This window comes from Psychrosphaera algicola (genome assembly GCF_028401425.1).
Lineage (GTDB): Bacteria > Pseudomonadota > Gammaproteobacteria > Enterobacterales > Alteromonadaceae > Psychrosphaera > Psychrosphaera algicola.
The window spans coordinates 847,795-866,658 of the sequence record NZ_JAQOMS010000002.1; the positions used below are offsets into that span (position 1 = coordinate 847,795).

Genomic DNA, 18,864 nt, shown 5'->3' on the forward strand with positions numbered 1-18,864 from the left:
CTGATCGCATCGACGAACAAGCTGCTCAGCGAGTACTTTTGAGGTATAAGGTAATCTCGCATACGCGCCTTAGTGAAATAGCTTCGACAGCAGCTTTAGTGTCGACATATAAAAGATTGGTGGAAATGAGCGGAGTACAAAATTCAGTGTTCATGCTGACACCTAAAGTTAAATTTATTTAATATATGTTCTGCAGAAACGCAGGGTTAACGCCGTTTTTTGAATGCAATCATTGATTCAACAACAATAACAACAAAGACAAATCAGTAGTGACCCCAGGTCATATTAAAAAGTGACTGGGGGTCACAACTAAAAACAAGCCTTAACCGCGTTCAGCCATAGTTGGAACTGGGCGTAAATCTTCACCCGTGTATTCTGCTGAAGGACGGATAATGCGATTATCTGAACGTTGTTCCATAACATGTGCTGCCCAACCCGTTAATCGCGACATAACAAAAATTGGTGTAAACAATTTTGTCGGGATGGCCATAAAGTTATAAGCAGAGGCATGGAAAAAATCGGCATTACAAAATAGCTTTTTCTCGCGCCACATGACTTCTTCACAACGAACAGATACGGGATAAAGAACGGTATCCCCAACATCTGCAGCAAGTTTTTCAGACCAAGTTTTAATGATTTCATTACGAGGATCAGAATCGGCATACACTGCGTGACCAAATCCCATTATTTTTTCTTTACGTTCAAGCATGCCCATCATTTCTGCTTCAGCGTGATCCGCAGAAGTGAACTTTTCAATCATGTCCATCGCAGCTTCATTCGCACCACCATGTAAAGGACCACGCAGGGAACCAATAGCGCCAGTAATACAAGAATGCATATCAGAAAGGGTTGAAGCACAAACTCGAGCCGTAAATGTAGAGGCATTAAATTCGTGTTCAGCATATAAAATGAGTGAAACGTGCATAACTTTTTCATGCAGTTCATTTGGTTTTTCGCCCGTCAACATATGCAAGAAATGTCCGCCGATTGAATTGTCATCGGTCGCAGTTTCAATTCGAACACCGTCGTGGCTAAAACGGTACCAGTAACAAATGATACTTGGGAATAAAGCCAACATACGGTCGGTAACTTCTTGTTGCTGTGAAAAGTCTGCTTCGCCTTCCAAGTTCCCCAACATTGAACAGCCTGTACGTAATACATCCATCGGATGTGCATCGGCCGGAATTCGTTCTAATACTTCTTTTAATGCTTCAGGCAGTGAACGAAGTGACTTTAACTTCGCTTTATAACTTGTTAATTCTTGTTGGTTTGGTAAATGCCCTTTTAAAATTAAATGGGCGACTTCTTCAAATTCACATTTGTCAGCTAAATCTTTTACGTCATATCCAAGATACGTTAAACCTGAGCCTGAAACGCCAACAGTTGAAAGTGCTGTTTTTCCAGCAACTTGACCACGCAAACCTGCGCCACTTAATACCTTCGCCATAAGATGTTCTCCACATTGTAGGGTGTGTAAATATTGTTTATTGCCACTTGATGCGGCTTATTATAAATAATTTAATTTGTGTTCTATTTGTTCGAAATTGCTACTTGTTTTTACCTTCTGCAAATAATGCATCGAGCTTTTGTTCATATTCGTGATAACTAAGGTAATCGTACAATTCCATTCTAGTTTGCATTTGGTCAATAACCGCTTTTTGATCGCCGTTATCCAAAATTGACTTGTAAACATTTTCCGCCGCTTTATTCATCGCTCGAAACGCACTTAATGGATAAAGCACCATAGCCACCCCCCAATCACTTAGTTGGTCGCGATTCCACAATTCTGTTTTGCCAAATTCAGTAATATTAGCGAGAATAGGAACGCTCAGTGCGCTTGAAAATGCCCGATAATGTTCTTCCGTTTGGATAGCCTCGGCAAAGATCCCGTCAGCCCCGGCCTCAACATAGGCTTTTGCACGTTCAATCGCTGCATCTATTCCCTCTTGAGCAAATGAGTCTGTTCTCGCCATAATGAAAAAATCAGGATCCGTTCTTGCGTCCACTGCCGCTTTAATACGGTCAACCATTTCAGAAGTTGGTACGATCTCTTTATTTGGCCTATGACCACAACGTTTTTGAGCGACTTGGTCTTCCATATGAACTGCAGCCGCGCCGGCTTTTTCCATATCTCTTACCGTTTTAGCAATATTAAATGCGCCTCCCCATCCTGTATCAATATCTACCATAAGGGGTAGATCACAGGCAGACGTAATACGCTGAACATCAACCAGTACGTCGTTAAGCGATGTCATGCCTAGATCGGGTAAACCATAAGATGCATTTGCAACGCCACCACCAGACAAATAAATTGCTTTATGACCAATTTCTTTTGCCATCATGGCCGAATACGCATTAATAGTACCTACAATTTGCAATGGTTTAGCGTCAACCAAAGCTTGACGAAATTTTTTACCTGGACTCATAAGTTCTCTCGCTGTGTGATTTAATTATTATTAAGATTGCGACAATTTGTCAGCAATATTATTTTTTGAATAGGTGATGTGTCTTCTCATCAACATTTCCGCTAATTCTGCATCTCGGTTTTTAATTGCCATCGCTATGTACTTGTGTTCGTCAAAGGCTGTTGTTACCCGAGGCCCCGCCATTCCAAATTGAACTCTATACATTCGTACTAAATGGTAAATGCCTTCCACTAATATCGTGATCAATTGCTGATTTTTACTGCCCAAGATTATTCGATAATGAAAATCAACATCACCAGCTTCCTGATAATAAGATTCGCCGGGCTTAACAGTTGCAAAATGGGACTCAAGGAGTTGATTTAGATCAGCGATTTCTTGTTGAGTCATGTTTTGAGCTGCAAGTCTTGCAGCCATGCCTTCTAGTGATTCTCTTACTTGATAAAGCTCTATCAATCCATGTTCAGACAATTCAACAACTCTGGCACCAACGTTTGCTTTACGTTCAACTAAATGGCATGTAACCAAGCGATTAATTGCTTCTCGGATCACTGCGCGACTAACTTCATAGGTTGTCGACAATTCAGCTTCATTTAATTTAGATCCATGCTTAATTGATCCTTCCACTATCGCGTTACGTAGTAAGTAGAATATCTTATCTGAGCTGGTTATTGGTTGATCTGAAATCATGTGTGCTCGTCAATAATTACATCAAGTGTCGACAATCTAGTGGAGTTTTAATGAAAGATCAACTAAAAATAGCAATATTGTCGACAATGAGTAAATAAAAGATAAAATGCACGACACTGTGGATAAGCTGGGTAAAACCGGTGCAAAAGGTCTGCACAGTCTGTTTAGTAAACATACAAGTTGTTGATTTGCCCTCGATTAAAAAATATTCATTTAGGGCTTTATTTTAAGAATTTGTTGATCTAGACTGTCTCAACTCACCACATAAAGCTATGTTCTTTGAACCTTTATGTGAACCACTTTAGGTAGTGGTAACTGTTAGCGCACGGCTCTGTAGAGAGCCATTCCCCTAGCCCTGAGCAGGAATCGTTCAGGGCTTTTTTTGCCTGCGATTTGATATATTCCATTTCGCATGGGTTTTGAATCCGTTTAGATACTAATAGTAGGTAGCTTATAAGTTAGTTGTAGAAAACAACTGCTTAAAATTATTTGTAGTAACGCTTGCCACTTCTTCAATTGGCACGTTCTTAAGTTTTGCAATAAATTCAGCAACGTGCCTAACATATGCAGGTTGATTTTGTTTACCTCGATAAGGAACTGGCGCAAGATAAGGTGAGTCAGTTTCTATAAGCAATCTATCTAGTGGCATTTTTCTAACCACATCTTGCAATTCAACTGCATTTTTGAACGTTACGATACCTGAAATTGAAATGTAAAAGTCTAAATCCATTGCTGCTTTCGCCATATCCCAGGACTCAGTAAAGCAATGCAATACGCCACGACATTCATTTGCTTTATTCGCTTTTAGGATGTCAATCGTGTCGGTACGTGCATCTCTAGTATGAACAATTACCGGTTTGCCCAGCTGACGACCAACTTCAATGTGGTGTACAAAACTTGCCTGCTGCTCTTTTATCGAATCTTTTGAGTAATAATAATCTAACCCAGTTTCGCCCACGGCGACGACACGTGGTGCATCCGCTAATTTACGTAAATCACTTAATGCATAATTTTTGTCTTCGCCAACATGACAAGGGTGAACTCCACAGGAGAAAAATACATTTTCTCTATGCTCTGCCGTTGCAACCATAGTTGGAAATTGATCCATTGAAATAGCAACACATAACATATGTGATACTTGGTTTGCCGCCGCATTATCAAATAATTGATCAAATTCAATTTTTTCTTTTTGTAAATCAATGCGATCAAGATGGCAATGCGAGTCGATTAATTGCAAAGTCATGTTATACCTTGGTAAAAATAAAATTAGCTTAATTATCCCAAATCAAACCGCAGAAACATAGCCATTTGACAAATTACTTTATATTGTAAGCGTAAATGGCCTTTCACTGTGTATTGCTGACTTAATCGCTATCGAATTAATACCGAATACCAAAAGTAGAGCCTCGCTCACGTCAGCCTCATTTTTTAATTATTTATCAATCAACTGAAGTGATCCAATACCTTTAGCAATTCGTATCAATAGACTCAAATTGGAAACGGATATTTTCCATTTGAGAACAAAAACTTTCTTTACAGACCGAGCGGTCGGTATTATGATCGAGTTCGTTGGAAGACATCCAAAATGAATGATAAAACACATCAATACGAGTCGAGGTCGAAATGTTAAAAAACTTAATTATTGCAGTAGCCATATTGGCTACCTTCTCCGCTGCAGCGGTTTCTAAAGATAACAACCCATTAAGTGGTAACGAGTATGTGCTAGAAAATACAAAAAAGTTAGCGCAAATTGACAGACAAGGGTCGCCTTACTTACTTGTTCAACAACTTGGTGAGACTTTGTTTGAATCAGTTACTCATATCAAAAGCATCAATGCTGACGAGTCAGCTGTAAGTACTGTTTCGATGCAAGACCTCGTTGAAGAACAATTAATGCCTTTCATAGACGTTACGTTTGCTTCATACAAAATTTTGGGGACACAGCTAAAAAAATCGACTAAAGAAGAACGTGAAATGTTTGTCAATGCAATGCAACGATCACTAATTCAAACCTATTCTGGTGCTTTATCGCAATATACAAATCAAACAGTCGTTTATGAGCAAGATAAAAACGTTGATGGGAAAAAATCGGTAAATGTAAAAGCTGAATTAATGTCTGATAACGGCCCCACGTTAAGTATGATATTTAAACTTCGAAAAGGCCGTCAATCTGGTGAATGGAAAGCATATGACCTAATTGTTGAAGGCATCAGCTTAGTAGACTCTAAACGCGCAGAGTTATCTACGCCAATCCGTCAAAATGGCATTGAATATGTCGTAAATACGGTTTTGAACTGATTTTAATTCGCGCTCAGCTAATTGCCCAATATATAGAATTCGACCTCATATATTGGGTATTTTATTTTATACAGCCTTCCCCTTCTATTTTTCAACCATAAAAACTCAATGTCACATGAGTCACTTTCCCTGCAAAAATTTAGTGTATTCTCTCACCGCTGACTAAGCTCTGAACCAACTAGTTAAATATGAGTATATTTGAATCTTAGACGCTCACTGACAACTCAGCAAAAAAAGCGATAAGTCGGAAGTATTTCACAATGCGTCCATGCTTATTTTTATTGATCGTAATTTAATTGAATACATATTGATTCTTTGTATCCAAACCTCTAACACTTTAGGTCAAACAATATGAATTGCAGAATTGATTTATTAATCTGTTAAAATCTTTTTATGAATCGCAAATTCTCTGGTTTCACGTATTTGATTTTGATCTTTAATTGCCTTAATCATTTTAATTTTTTGCAGGTATTCCAGTGGCATATTTAATTCAGCCGCGCCAATTAGTACATGATTTAAATACCAGTCATAAGGTTTTAACTTATCGGCAGTCGTGAGGCCATAATACATTTGGGCAGTAACAAGCTCGCCATTTTCTCCGGTCACTTCGACACTTTTTATCCCATAACTGTGTCCAAGGCTTTCAGCCTTATCTAAAATGTTTTTTTCTGCGTCTTCTATTTCGTATAAAGCACCAAACACAACATCACTTGGATTATCAGTGAATAAGGCGTCGCACTTACCTGAACCGTCTGTGCTTCGCATATTAAACATGAGTTTATGCTTAGTTAATTTAAAAGTACCTAAACGCTTTGCACTTGGCGTTCTTCTTTGAATTCGGCTTAATGCCATATTGGAACCATACGCGTAATATAACAATTCATTCTCTCGGTTTTTGGAACTTGCTTATTCCATAGTTAATAACATGTTACGTCCAACCAGTAAATTAAACTAATTTAGATAAATCAAAATAGTTAGTGATTGTTAGCAACAAGATTTTTGGTTTTCTATAAAAACAAGGCTTAAGGCAGGGCTGAACAACTTGCAGGGACGGTTTTACACGTTAATCCGAGGATCTAGATTTCAACTCGATCTAAAATCAAAACTGAATGCAACTGACAAATATGTTGAGCCTTCAGTCTAATTTAACTATATGCGTTAGCCTTCATACTTTTTGCCTAAAGCACGCATAATGTCACGCCAAGTTAAAATTCCTAATACCCTATTATCAGACGTAACGACAGGTAGACAGGAAACACTATTTTGATTAAATAATAATACTGCATCTTTAACTGTAGAGTCTTCGGTCAATACAACTAAATTACGACTCATAATCTGATGAGCACGTTTGTTTAATGCCGCCAACTCTTTAGTCGTCACAGCGACAGTATCGATATTTGGACTTAGCGTTTTCAGTAAATCGCGATCTGATATAACGCCAACCAACTTACGGTGATCAACAACCAGAATGTGATGAAACGATTCTTCTTCAAATATCTTTTTAATAACGCTTAAGGATTCATCCAAGTGAACCGTTACAACTTCACTAGTCATTAATCGAGTGATTTTCATGATACTCCTTGACTCTAATCGCCGCCTACTTGTGTCGACAGGAACCAACACCGGCTAAATCTACTTCATTATAATATTCAGTTGTTTATATATGCCAAATATTTTTCTTTTTAAGCCATAAAATAATGCTGGTAATAGCATAAATTCCACAAAGAATAAGATCAAACTCAACTTAAGCACATTGAGCTTGATCTAATAACAACGACCCTAATCTAACTCAAATGGCGGATAAGCTCATTAGGTGACATTTTCATTAAACTACGTGTGCTCAACGCACCTACTGTTGCCACAAATCCAGCGCCAATTGCAGGCCCTATCAACCAAAGCTCCCAATGCAGTGACCAGCTCATTTCAAAAATCCGCCATTGCAATAAAAACAAACTAAAGTCCGCCACTGTTGCGGCAATGATCCCAGCTATCGCGCCTAAACTTAAAAATTCTATTATTATCGCAGATTGAATTAGACTGCCTTTCGCACCTAATGTTCTAAAAATAACAGTTTCGCGGCGTCGTTCGTCAAGTGAACTTTGCACCTGAGCTAACAACACTAACGTTGCGGCAAAAACCACCACTATTAACACGATCCGGATTGCAACAGCTACCTGCGCTATAGTCTGTTGGATTTGATTTAACATCGCCTCTACGTCAATAACACTTAGGGTTGGGTAGTCATGTAATAAATCATTCAACCACAACTTCTTCTCTGTTGGTAAGTAGAAAGAAGTAATGAAAGTCGCAGGAAAATCACTCAACACATCATGACTAAATATCATAAAGAAATTAGGCTGAAAGCTATTCCAATCAACTTCCCGAATACTGGTAACCTGTGCCGAGACTTCTCGCGCACCAATCAAGAATGTTAGGTTATCACCAAGTTTAATCTGCATTCGCTCAGCAACACCTTCTTCGACGGAAACCTGTGGGCCCTTTCCTTCTGGCATCCATTCGCCCGAAAGAAGTACGTTGTTTTTAGCCATTTCGTCCGAAAATGTAAGATTTAACTCACGACCTATGCCATTTCGTTGTTTTTGCTCCGATTCTTCATTTTCAGTTTGCTCACCACTCCCGTTGTTTTGTGATTTTGGAATCGATTCTGTTGCGGCTTGAGCTTGTTGCGTATTATTTTCGGTCTCACTACCGTCACGTAATTTAGAGCCGGTTTCCTCTTGTTTCTTTTGTACCAGTTTTTCGTCATTAATATGCGTCAGTCGACCACGAATAATTGGGTAATACTGTTCAGGTTCTAACCCTTGATTACTTAATTCTTGTTTCACATCATCAAGTTCGTGTTGAGCAATGTTAATGACAAAATGATTTGGTGTACCTTCGGGCAATTGCTCCTGCCACTCTTGAATAATTGAGTTTTCAAGAGAATACAAAATTAAGATAAGCATAATCGCCAACGTAAACCCTATCATCTGAGCAGCATTTTCTTTTACTCTGCGCTTTAACGATGCAAGCGCAATTTTTACTGCGCTGCCGCCGACGCTATTACCTATTTTTCTAGAAAAATAAAGCATTAAACGTGTAAACACTAAGATCAACACAACGAGTATAATTCCTGCCACACCTATGATTAGTGTGATTTGAATATTTTGACTGTAGATCCAAACCAGCAATATTGTCGTGAGAGCCATTAGTATTCGAGCAGAAATACTCGTTGCAATATCATCACCCAGATTACGTCTTAGAACCCGTAATGGCGGAACAGAAAACAACTTTAAAAGCGACGGTATTGAAAACATAAAGGCACATACTAAGCCAGTAATCATTGCCATAATAACCGGTTTTAAGCCAATTGACGGCAATTCATCAGGTAAATAAGCAGCCATCGCACTTACCGCACCTTGCTGCATAATAGCGCCAAAAATTATCCCAATTGCAACACTCGACACCGCGATTAAAACTAATTGAAACAAATAGATCACTTTGACTTGATTTAAGCTTGCGCCTAAAGTTTTAACGATGGCGATTGAGTCCAAATGACGTTGGCTATATAGTTTAGTCGCCACTGCTACGGCGGTGGCCGCTAATAAAACTCCTAGAACGCCTGCTAGCATTAAAAAACTTTCTGCCCGTTCTAACGATGCCGTTATATTGGACGCACCTTCTTTAACATTTCGGAAACGTTGATTTTCTTTTAATTTATCTTTTATCCAAACATCAAAGTCAGATAAATCAGCTTCATCTCCTGCAAACAGATTTACATAGGAAATTCGACTTCCCGGTTGTATAACTTTTGTTGCAGGGACATCTTCTATGTTCATGATGATCCGAGTACCGCTGCTAAATACCTCAAATGGCGCATCAGGTTCAGCGTCAATGACCCCCGTAACCTGTAAGGTTAATTCACCGACATCTACTTTTAGTGTTGATGACATGTTTTTAAGTGCCGCTGGGTCGAGGTTTAATGCATAAAACAATCGTTTTGTTAGCCACGCTTCTCCTGTTTTAGGACCGTGTTTCTCTATCTTATTGTTTGTTGATAGGTCCGTTGTAACAAACAACTGACCGCGCAATGGATAAGTTGGAGATACCGCTTTAATAACAGCAATATTCATTTGGTCACCGGCAAACGCCATCGACGAAAAATAAATGTGCTGATCAGTAGCGAGATTGAGTTCAGTTGCTTTAGTAATAAATTGGTCACCCATTGGATGGGCACTGCTTAAATCACGATCCGCGGCAAGAAAAGCGGCACTTTTACTCATTATAGCTTTGTCGACTCTATCGGTGACACTAGATAAGGCCATCACAGACGACACTGCTAACACGATAGACAGACCAATGATTGTTAATTCGCCCCGACCAAATTCGCGAGTAAATAAACGCTAAGGCAATCGCAAACCAATAATTAATAGGGGCCGATGTTCGGGTATTTACTGTGTCATTAGAATGCATTGGCAATTGCCTCTGATATATCTAAATCCAACGTGCCATCTGCAAGCTCATCGCTAGGATCTTTGTCTGGTGCCGTTTCTTCAACAAGAGTTCCTCCAATTAAAGAAACCGTGCGTTGACAGCGTTTTGCTAATTCAGGGTTATGGGTCACTAAAATTAAAGTCGTTTCTGCTGTTTGATTCAATTCAAATAATAAGTTTTCAACTAACTTGCCATTGTCGGAATTCAGATTGGCCGATGGTTCATCGGCAAATAACAATTTAGGTTTGGTAATAAACGCCCGGGCAATCGCAACACGTTGCTGCTCGCCACCTGACAGTTGATTTGGAAAATGCGTTAGCCTGTGATCTAATCCAACTTTCTGCAGCCATCGTTCTGCTTCTGATTTTGCGCTTGCACGCATTTCAGCATCATCTGACAACTCCGCTGGCAACATGACATTTTCGAGTGCTGTAAGGCTTGGCACAAGCAAAAACTGTTGAAAGATAAATCCAACATCCTTTCGTCTAACACCGGCTCGTTGCTCTTCATCTAGTTGGTGAAATGGTTGACCGTAAAAAACATTTCCCCTTGGTCGGTAAATCCAATCCAGCCAAAATACCAAGTAGTGTCGACTTGCCAGAGCCTGATGCCCCAACAATCGCTATGCTTTCTCCGCAGTTAACCGTCAAATTTATATTCTTTAATATTTCTAACTTTTTGTCAGAATCGGTTGCGGATGTCGCGCTTGGCAGAGATACTTGTTTTTCGATATTGTTTGCATTTATTGCAGATAAGTTTTGTTTGTTCATAATTTTGGGTTCTCTTAATGCCAAGAAATAGTAATACTAAACAGTTTGACGTAATTAACCTATTAAGATCAAAGTTGTTTTATAAAAAAATGATTATTAAATGTAACAGACTGTTAGTGCCCTTGTTATGCCTTTTTTCATTTTGTTTAGATGCAAGTCAAATTAAAGTCGTAATGTACGGTGATAGTATTAGTGCCGGATATGGCATGACAATCGAAGAAAGCTGGCCTTATTTACTAAATGAAACGTTTATCGTTGAAGAATCTGAGATTAATTTGATCAACGAAAGCATTAGTGGTGAGACAACTGGTGGGGGTTTGGCCCGAATTGAAAATGTGCTTAAAAGGCATCAATTGGTGCAGGACGACTGGCTCATTATTGAACTCGGTGGTAACGATGGGTTGAGGGGTTTTCCAACAACAACGATAAAACGTAATTTGACCCAAATGATCACAAAACTAAAAGCAAATAACGTCAACATCGCAATTATGCAAATAAAAATACCGCCCAATTATGGTAAACGTTACACAACAATGTTTGAAGGTTTATACCCTGCCCTCGCTGAACAGTTTGATATTCCAATCATGCCGTTTTTTATGGATTCGATTGCCATTAATCCTAGCTACATGCTGCAAGATGGAATTCATCCAAATAAAAGTGCTCAGGTCATTATTAGAGACATAATGAAACCAGCAATAGAAAAATTGATAACAGATAATTAGTGTAAATACGAAGTCAGGCACAGATTAAGGAAAACCAATGCGAATTGTGCGAAAAATCAAAGCTTTTAAGTTTTACAATGTCGGAATTATAACCATAAGAAGTCTATTGTTTTTATTCTGTATTGGTTTCGGTAAAGTTAATGCGGAACCTTTGACGATAGTGACGGAATTATCTCCCCCATACCAAACATTGGAACAAAACCATATTGGTGGGTATGCCACTGAACAAGTTCGTGCTTTTATGCTTAAAGCGAATTTATCGTATGAGATTGAAATGTACCCTGGGCTCGCGCGTTCCGCCAAGCTTTAAATAAACCAAACACACTCATCTACGCAATAGCAAAAACCCCAGAACGTCTTGATAAGTTTCATTGGTTTATTAAAGTTTATGAATTTCGACCTTATTTAGTCGGGCATGATGACAAGGCATTGTTGCAAGTAAAAAGTCTGCAGCAAGTGAAAGAATATAGTATTGCGGTACAAAGGCACGATTATGCCCATGAATATTTATCGTCAATTGGGTTTGAAGAAGGAAAAAATCTTATTCTTACGAATTCCATTGTTGATTCTTGGCACTTGTTAAAAAACAAAAAGTGGATTTTGTAGTAGAAGAATTTGAATATGATCCAATTTCAGAATCAAGTGAAGAGTTTAAATATAAAAAGTACATACCATTAAAAAGTTTATGGCAATCAACGTATTTAGCTGCAAATAAAAATCTAGACAAAGATGTTTTGGAAAAAATGATGTCAACAATGAAAGAATTCGAACAAACGAGATAGAAAGAGATGGGTAATAAATAGAAATGAAATGGTACTCCCAAGGGGATTCGAACCCCTGTTACCGCCGTGAAAGGGCAGTGTCCTAGGCCTCTAGACGATGGGAGCACTAGGTGTATTTCATTATTTTAAAGTGGTACTCCCAAGGGGATTCGAACCCCTGTTACCGCCGTGAAAGGGCAGTGTCCTAGGCCTCTAGACGATGGGAGCACTAAGACTTTAAAAACATAAAACGCTAATTGTTGGTACTCCCAAGGGGATTCGAACCCCTGTTACCGCCGTGAAAGGGCAGTGTCCTAGGCCTCTAGACGATGGGAGCACAGGACAATTAGTATAGCAGTAAGTAAATGGTACTCCCAAGGGGATTCGAACCCCTGTTACCGCCGTGAAAGGGCAGTGTCCTAGGCCTCTAGACGATGGGAGCACTAAGACTTACTTAAACGAAAATTGGTGGAGCTAAGCGGGATCGAACCGCTGACCTCAACACTGCCAGTGTTGCGCTCTCCCAGCTGAGCTATAGCCCCGCTTTTCGCGATGAATTTAAGACAATCTGTGCCTCAAACTCGGGGCGCATTCTATGCACTCACTTTAAATGAGTCAACCATTATTTGAATAAAACTTTGTATTATTAGCGTAAGTGATTAATTTTTTGGCAAGTTGCTTAAAAAACGATTATATGTGACTAAAATATCCGCATTAGCAACAAAAAAGCCAACTTAACGTTGGCTTTTAATCTGTTTAACTAAAGTTTAAGAATTTGCTTCTCTTTGTGCAATAAAGTCCAAAGCCATATCAATTCTTTTGATGACCTTCTCTTTTGGCAACAACTCAAGTGTGACGTCTAATGATGGTGAATTACCGCTACCGGTTGTCGCTACACGTAGTGGCATACCAACTTTACCCATGCCAACGTCCAGTTGTTCCGCGGTACCGTTAATTGCAGCTTGTATAGACTCAGCATCCCACGAGGTTAAATCCTGGAGCTTTTGTTTAGCCACTTGCAATGCTTCCTTCGCTACTGGGCGTAAATGTTTCTTAGCGGCCTTTTCGTCAAACTCAGAAAAATCCTGATAGAAATAAGCGCTTATTTCTGCAAGTTCTTTAAGAGTTTTAACCCTTTCCGCCTGAATTTCTACGATAGCTTCTAATTTAGGACCATTTGCAACATCTACATTCTGGTTTTCAAAATGCCAAGCTAAGTGTTTAGCAACTTCTGTCGCTGGCAACAATTTCATGTATTGTTGGTTCATCCAATTTAATTTTTCGGTATTGAACCCAGAGGCCGACTTATTAATTGACGCAATATCAAAGTGAGTAAATAGCTCATCAAGAGTAAATACTTCCTGATCACCATGAGACCAACCTAAACGCACCAAATAATTTATTAGAGCTTGTGGTAAATAGCCGTCATCACGATACTGCATAACCCCTACTGCGCCGTGTCGCTTTGATAATTTCTTACCGTCATCACCTAAAATCATCGAACAATGAGCGTAAGTTGGCACTGTTGCACCAAAGGCTTCAAATATATTGATTTGCTTAGCGGTATTTATTAGATGATCTTCGCCTCGAACCACATGAGTCATTTCCATTTGCCAATCGTCGATGACAACACAGAAATTATAGGTTGGACTACCATCAGTACGTTGAATGATCATGTCATCCATTTCTTCATTCGAAATTTCCATCTCGCCACGGATAACGTCAGTCCACTTTACACTGCCTTCTTTAGGGTTTCTAAAACGAACAACATAAGGTGCATCCGGTGCAGCATCTGTTGAGCCATGTGAACAATGACCGTCATAACCAGTGCGTTGGCCATTTGCTTCTTGTTCTTCACGTAAGGCATCTAAACGTTCTTTAGAGCAATAACATTTATACGCTTTATCCTGTTCAATTAATTTTTGAACAAATTCCTTATATAAATCAAAACGCTTGGTTTGATAAAAAATCTCGCCATCGTTTTCCATCCCTAACCACTTCATACCATCTAAAATGGCTTGAACCGCTTCAGGAGTTGAACGCTCCAAATCGGTATCTTCAATACGAAGGATAAATTTTCCACCGCTTTTTTGGCATATAACCAAGAATATAAAGCAGTACGAGCACCACCAACGTGCAAATAGCCAGTCGGGCTAGGGGCAAAACGAGTCACAACAGTCATGTTTGTTTCCAATAAAATGTATTCTTGAATAATTGCGGGCTATTCTATAAAAAAGTCAGCCTTATAGACAGTGCGAATTAAAAGGAGTGGTAAATGAATTATTGGCTATTTAAATCGGAACCCGATGAATATGGTATTGATCACCTCAAAAACGAGCCACTACAAATTGGTCGCTGGGATGGCATTCGCAATTATCAGGCACGTAATCTTTTGCGAGATGACGCAAAAATTGGTGATGGCGTATTATTTTATCACTCCAGTTGCAAACAGGTTGGTATTGCTGGTATCGCTGAAATTGTGTCAACCCCTACCCTGACCCATTACAATTTGACCCGGAATCAAAGTATTTTGATCCTAAATCAACCAAAGAAAACCCACGTTGGGTCTGTTTAGACATTAAATATGTCCGCCACAACAAAAAATTTATTCCTTTAACTCAAATAAAAACGACAAAATTATTAGAAAAAATGGTTTTGGTTAACCGCAGTAGACTCTCAATTCAGCCAGTGACATATGATGAGTGGCAAATTATCAACCAACTTGCGATGAATATTTAACCTCAAAATTGCAATTATCGCCCTTTTTGCTCAAGAAACCATCGAAAGGTCAAAAACATTAAAATTATAGTTGACTCTTTTTAGTCGCTACTTATAATACGCCCCACTTAAACGACACAGCGCGTTTAAGAGATAATGCTGGGCGGTTAGCTCAGCTGGGAGAGCATCGCCCTTACAAGGCGAGGGTCACTGGTTCGAGCCCAGTACCGCCCACCAATTTTTTTATTGGTTCAGCATTATCTACAGATTTTAAATGGGCGGTTAGCTCAGTTGGGAGAGCATCGCCCTTACAAGGCGAGGGTCACTGGTTCGAGCCCAGTACCGCCCACCATTTAAAATCATATCTCTCTGGTAAAGTGGGCGGTTAGCTCAGCTGGGAGAGCATCGCCCTTACAAGGCGAGGGTCACTGGTTCGAGCCCAGTACCGCCCACCACTTTACTGGCGCATAAGAGTTATTAGTCACTTCGGTTTAACTCATTCTATAAAACGATTCATCTTCTAATAAGCTTCTATTTCTTTTTTCGATCTAAATTCATCCTATTTAACCGCTTAGTCTCTTTTTCGACTAATTTAACGATAAAACGATTGTTGTTACCCCCTCATCACAGGCAAAAACATCCCTTTCTATCGCTCATCAAACAAACTTTTATTGCGAATATACTTCTGCATATAATGGTAAGTAATTGGCCTTAACAACCAACTTTTAATCGATAGCCATAGTCGCTTTGACGGGCTAATATTTTCAAACATAACCCCTTCGTGTAACCACAAAGACTTGCCAACATGTCGATAAATAAAAGGCAACGGTGGTAAAAACGTGACAATATCAACGTCACAGCATATTCGGTAGGTCTTATGATGAAGACTGTAATTGCGATAGAATAACTGCCCGCCGCAGGAGGGCTGGCCAAAAGTGACTACGCGTTTTACTTTTACATTAGGAAGTTGATAGAAGCGGTCTGCAAACAAAACTGCAAGAGAACCGCCCGTCGAATGCCCCGTAAACGTTACCCTCTTGCCCTCTTTCATAAGTGGTATTAATACGTTTTGGATCCGTATACCTAGTGGTAACTTTTCTGAAGAATCGCTTACAAAACTGGGCTGTTTTAGTAAATTATGCATTCCCCAATGAATATCAAATTTTCTATTTTGATCACGATACCTTTTTTAAATGCACATAGATTAAATAGCCAATCATACACATTGTGAGATCCGCGAAAGACAACTACCACTTCCTTTTTGTGTTTTTGCCAGACGATTCGGACACATGATTTGTGAAACCTATCTAAAATTTCGACCTGCTCAAAATGACCAAAGTCGGCGATAAGCTCACTATCTTTCAAATAAGCAAGTTGACACAATATTGCGTACTTTTCGTATGCATAACGTTTAAGTCGTTTCAACCCGTGTCCTATATAAGCACTAATACATGCATTAAAAATTGTCTAAATATAATTGCCTCGGACTATATTGTGTTTTTGTTAAGCTTTTATGAAAATGCTCTGGTTGTAAAAAAGTAAAATAATCAATACGTTTTTGACACGACAATATCGTGCCCTATCCTTTAATTAATCTCATCTGTGATGCACAGTACGCGCAACTAAGCTCATAAATAAAAAAGACATTTTCTATGAATACGTCCTTAACTGAAGAACAACAACTAATCCAAGATACTGCTCGGCAGTTTGCAGAACAAGAACTTGCTCCTGTGGCGGCAAAACATGATATTGCACCTGATCAAACGTTGTTTTTAAGTAATCTAAAACAACTTGCCGAACTCGGATTTATGGGACTTAACACAAATGCCGATTATGGCGGAACAGAAGCAGGCACTGTTGCTTTTAGCTTGGCAATTACTGAACTTGCAAAAAGTTGCGCTGCGACAGCGGTAACCACATCTGTCACTAATATGGTTGCAGAAGTCATCCAAGCAGTCGGCAATGAGCAACAAAAACAACACTATTTACCTAAAATATGTTCAGGCGAATATCCAGCAGCAGGGTTCTGTTTAACCGAATCAGGTGCAGGCAGCGATCCTTCCTCTATGCGCACATCGGCTGTTAAAGACGGCGACGACTATATTCTAAATGGCTCAAAAATATTTATTACAAGTGCAGAGTTTGCTGGGGTATTTGTCGTTTGGGCCGTCACTGATAAAGACGCGCCAAACGGCAAGGGTATTTCGTGTTTTCTTGTCGAAAGACAAACTCCCGGCGTCATCATTGGGCCAGCAGAGCACAAAATGGGGCAAAAAGCGTCACCTACCAATGAAGTGATCTTTGAAAACTGTCGTGTGCCGTCCTCTGCATTAATGGGAAAAGAAAATCAGGGTTTTAAAGTGGCTGTTACAGAGTTATCTGGAGGCCGAATTGGCATCGGTTCGTTAGCGCTTGGTATTGGTTTGGCGGCGATGGATGTAGCGCGAAGTTACATAGCAGAACGCAAACAATTCGGTCAAACCTTAGATAAATTTCAAGGATTGCAATGGATGTTAGCTGACCGTTATACCGACTTGGAAGCCGCCCGTATGTTGTTAATGAACGCAGCAAGTTTAAAAGAACGTGGTAAACCATTTGCAAAAGAGGCTTCTATGGCAAAACTATTTGCCTCTGAAAAAGCAAATTCAGCCTGTTATGACGCTCTGCAAATGTTAGGTGGTTACGGCTACATTAAAGAGTATCCATTAGAACGATTTGCCCGAGATGTTCGAATTACCTCAATATATGAAGGTACGTCAGAAATACAACGTATTGTCATTGCCCGCGAACTATTAAAAGAACTAAATTAGAGGCCTGTTATGGATCATAAAAATAAAGTAGCCGTTATTACTGGCGGCGCATCAGGGTTAGGAAAAGCAACATGTGAGCAACTTGTTAAATTGGGTTTAAAAGTTGCTATTTTTGATTTAAATGAAGAACAAGCAAAACTGACCGTAGAATCTTTAGGTGAAGAGAACGCGATTTATTGCCTTGTTGATGTAACTGATGAATTATCAACCCAAAGTGCGTTCAAAAAAGTCCTAAATCATTATGGCGCTATCCATGTTTGTGTTAACTGCGCCGGTATTGCTCCAGCTGCAAAAGTACTTGACCGAGATGGTACTGCTATGGCCTTGAGTAAATTTACGACGGCCATAAATATTAATTTAATTGGCACATTTAACGTTGCTAAGTTAGCGGCAGAATACATGGCTAAAAATGAGCCACTGAATGACTCTCTCGAACGCGGTGTAATAATTAATACGGCGTCAGTGGCCGGCTATGAAGGGCAAATGGGACAAAGTGCTTATGCTGCAAGTAAAGGCGCAATCATCGCGCTTAGTTTACCGATGGCGCGTGATTTAGCTCGTTCAGGTATTAGAGTGAATGCAATCGCCCTACAGGTATCATGGGAACACCGATGTTGTTAGGTATGCCAGACAATGTGCAGGAAAGTTTAGTCAATAATATCCAATTTCCGAAACGCATGGGTTACCCAGCAGAATTTGGTGACTTAGTAGGACATATTATTGCGAATGCTTATATTAACGGTGAAACCATTAGACTAGATGGCGCGATAAGAATGCAACCTCGCTAAAGAGGTTGCACTTTTACCAAATCAGAGTCGTTTAATAAAGCTTAACAGGGGCTTTTTAGCTGTTAGGCATAAAAATCTAAGTGGCGACGACCTTCGTTGTCACGATAGACGCCCTTGCCCTTGGAATTTGTCTCAGTTTCATCTTTTTCTTCCGGCTCGACTTCTAACGTATCATCATCTTTAGACGCCGCATGTTGATGTTGATTTTGATTTTTAGGATCGTCTTCACTAATTTCACGTGACTTACTATCTTTATATGTTGGGTTTATTGCATAATGATTTTTTTATCCGGCTCATTTGGAATAGGACGCGTCAACACGCTATATAAAAAATCTACCATATCTCAGCTCCTTTAATTTTATATTGTCACAATTTTGACATTTAAATCGG

General features: G+C 39.5%; 15 protein-coding genes, 8 tRNA genes and 3 pseudogenes. 11 read left to right on the forward strand and 15 right to left on the reverse strand.

The annotated features are described in order from the left end of the window. Window positions 1–322: 322 nt before the first annotated feature. From prpC to PN838_RS04565, 4 genes are all read right to left on the reverse strand, one after another. Window positions 323–1,447 carry a bifunctional 2-methylcitrate synthase/citrate synthase gene (prpC, locus tag PN838_RS04550; RefSeq protein WP_215962051.1) on the reverse strand — a complete coding sequence of 375 codons (1,125 nt, stop codon included), beginning with the start codon at window positions 1,445–1,447 and terminating at the stop codon, window positions 323–325. Window positions 1,448–1,547: 100 nt separating this feature from the next. Continuing rightward, window positions 1,548–2,426: a methylisocitrate lyase gene (prpB, locus tag PN838_RS04555; RefSeq protein ID WP_215962052.1), complete on the reverse strand. Its 879-nt coding sequence runs from the start codon at window positions 2,424–2,426 to the stop codon at window positions 1,548–1,550. 30 nt (window positions 2,427–2,456) lie between these two features. Continuing rightward, window positions 2,457–3,113, reverse strand: coding sequence for a GntR family transcriptional regulator (locus PN838_RS04560; protein WP_215962053.1), 657 nt, complete (start codon window positions 3,111–3,113; stop codon window positions 2,457–2,459). 451 nt (window positions 3,114–3,564) lie between these two features. After that, on the reverse strand, window positions 3,565–4,356 hold the full coding sequence (locus tag PN838_RS04565) for a TatD family hydrolase (protein WP_215962054.1): 792 nt from the start codon (window positions 4,354–4,356) through the stop codon (window positions 3,565–3,567). A gap of 380 nt (window positions 4,357–4,736) precedes the next feature. On the opposite strand from PN838_RS04565, the gene PN838_RS04570 reads away from it, so the two are divergent. Continuing rightward, a complete protein-coding gene (locus tag PN838_RS04570) occupies window positions 4,737–5,411 on the forward strand; it encodes an MlaC/ttg2D family ABC transporter substrate-binding protein (RefSeq protein WP_215962055.1) in 675 nt (224 codons plus the stop codon). Between the two features lie 372 nt (window positions 5,412–5,783). On the opposite strand, the gene PN838_RS04575 is transcribed toward PN838_RS04570, so the two are convergent. From PN838_RS04575 to PN838_RS04590, 4 genes and pseudogenes are all read right to left on the reverse strand, one after another. Next, a complete protein-coding gene (locus PN838_RS04575; protein WP_215962056.1) occupies window positions 5,784–6,290 on the reverse strand; it encodes a gamma-glutamylcyclotransferase family protein in 507 nt (168 codons plus the stop codon). A 279-nt stretch (window positions 6,291–6,569) separates the two neighbouring features. Then, window positions 6,570–6,983, reverse strand: a complete 414-nt coding sequence (locus PN838_RS04580) for a CBS domain-containing protein (protein ID WP_215962057.1) — start codon at window positions 6,981–6,983, stop codon at window positions 6,570–6,572. A 212-nt stretch (window positions 6,984–7,195) separates the two neighbouring features. After that, window positions 7,196–9,736 (reverse strand): ABC transporter permease, encoded by a 2,541-nt coding sequence (locus tag PN838_RS04585; RefSeq protein ID WP_272179885.1) that lies wholly within the window; start codon window positions 9,734–9,736, stop codon window positions 7,196–7,198. A 137-nt stretch (window positions 9,737–9,873) separates the two neighbouring features. Continuing rightward, a pseudogene (locus PN838_RS04590) lies at window positions 9,874–10,675 on the reverse strand (ABC transporter ATP-binding protein). 173 nt (window positions 10,676–10,848) lie between these two features. Here PN838_RS04590 and PN838_RS04595 point away from each other — a divergent pair. From PN838_RS04595 to PN838_RS04605, 3 genes are all read left to right on the forward strand, one after another. Continuing rightward, the gene (locus tag PN838_RS04595; protein WP_272179886.1) at window positions 10,849–11,397 is read left to right on the forward strand and encodes an arylesterase; all 549 of its coding nucleotides are present in this window, start codon (window positions 10,849–10,851) and stop codon (window positions 11,395–11,397) included. 37 nt (window positions 11,398–11,434) lie between these two features. Further along, window positions 11,435–11,707: a hypothetical protein gene (locus PN838_RS04600; RefSeq protein WP_272179887.1), complete on the forward strand. Its 273-nt coding sequence runs from the start codon at window positions 11,435–11,437 to the stop codon at window positions 11,705–11,707. Between the two features lie 259 nt (window positions 11,708–11,966). Further along, window positions 11,967–12,179, forward strand: coding sequence for a hypothetical protein (locus PN838_RS04605; RefSeq protein ID WP_272179888.1), 213 nt, complete (start codon window positions 11,967–11,969; stop codon window positions 12,177–12,179). A gap of 29 nt (window positions 12,180–12,208) precedes the next feature. Here the strand turns inward: PN838_RS04605 and PN838_RS04610 are convergent. The 6 genes and pseudogenes from PN838_RS04610 to gltX form a co-directional block, all read right to left on the reverse strand. Beyond that, window positions 12,209–12,284: transfer RNA gene (locus tag PN838_RS04610), tRNA-Glu, on the reverse strand. A 26-nt stretch (window positions 12,285–12,310) separates the two neighbouring features. Next, window positions 12,311–12,386 (reverse strand) — tRNA-Glu (locus PN838_RS04615). Window positions 12,387–12,419: 33 nt separating this feature from the next. Next, window positions 12,420–12,495: transfer RNA gene (locus tag PN838_RS04620), tRNA-Glu, on the reverse strand. A gap of 29 nt (window positions 12,496–12,524) precedes the next feature. Beyond that, window positions 12,525–12,600: transfer RNA gene (locus PN838_RS04625), tRNA-Glu, on the reverse strand. A 24-nt stretch (window positions 12,601–12,624) separates the two neighbouring features. Then, window positions 12,625–12,700: transfer RNA gene (locus PN838_RS04630), tRNA-Ala, on the reverse strand. 225 nt (window positions 12,701–12,925) lie between these two features. Further along, window positions 12,926–14,340: pseudogene (gltX, locus tag PN838_RS04635) on the reverse strand (glutamate--tRNA ligase). Window positions 14,341–14,433: 93 nt separating this feature from the next. Between gltX and PN838_RS04640 the strand changes: the two are divergent. From PN838_RS04640 to PN838_RS04655, 4 genes and pseudogenes are all read left to right on the forward strand, one after another. After that, window positions 14,434–14,897 (forward strand): annotated as a pseudogene (locus PN838_RS04640) (EVE domain-containing protein). Between the two features lie 140 nt (window positions 14,898–15,037). Beyond that, window positions 15,038–15,113, forward strand: a tRNA-Val gene (locus PN838_RS04645). A 39-nt stretch (window positions 15,114–15,152) separates the two neighbouring features. Further along, a tRNA-Val gene (locus PN838_RS04650) sits at window positions 15,153–15,228 on the forward strand. Between the two features lie 27 nt (window positions 15,229–15,255). Further along, window positions 15,256–15,331: transfer RNA gene (locus tag PN838_RS04655), tRNA-Val, on the forward strand. A gap of 191 nt (window positions 15,332–15,522) precedes the next feature. Here the strand turns inward: PN838_RS04655 and PN838_RS04660 are convergent. After that, a complete protein-coding gene (locus PN838_RS04660; protein WP_272179889.1) occupies window positions 15,523–16,020 on the reverse strand; it encodes a lipase family protein in 498 nt (165 codons plus the stop codon). 508 nt (window positions 16,021–16,528) lie between these two features. Between PN838_RS04660 and PN838_RS04665 the strand changes: the two genes are divergently transcribed. Genes PN838_RS04665 through PN838_RS27820 form a run of 3 tightly spaced genes read left to right on the forward strand, consistent with a single transcriptional unit; the run spans window position 16,529 to window position 18,474 of the window. Further along, window positions 16,529–17,686 (forward strand): acyl-CoA dehydrogenase family protein, encoded by a 1,158-nt coding sequence (locus PN838_RS04665; RefSeq protein WP_272179890.1) that lies wholly within the window; start codon window positions 16,529–16,531, stop codon window positions 17,684–17,686. A gap of 9 nt (window positions 17,687–17,695) precedes the next feature. Continuing rightward, complete coding sequence (locus tag PN838_RS04670) at window positions 17,696–18,307, forward strand: SDR family NAD(P)-dependent oxidoreductase (RefSeq protein WP_441295797.1); 612 nt, start codon at window positions 17,696–17,698, stop codon at window positions 18,305–18,307. Continuing rightward, window positions 18,298–18,474, forward strand: coding sequence for a Rossmann-fold NAD(P)-binding domain-containing protein (locus tag PN838_RS27820; RefSeq protein ID WP_441295798.1), 177 nt, complete (start codon window positions 18,298–18,300; stop codon window positions 18,472–18,474). The genes PN838_RS04670 and PN838_RS27820 overlap by 10 nt, the downstream gene beginning before the upstream one ends. Window positions 18,475–18,864 lie beyond the last annotated feature (390 nt).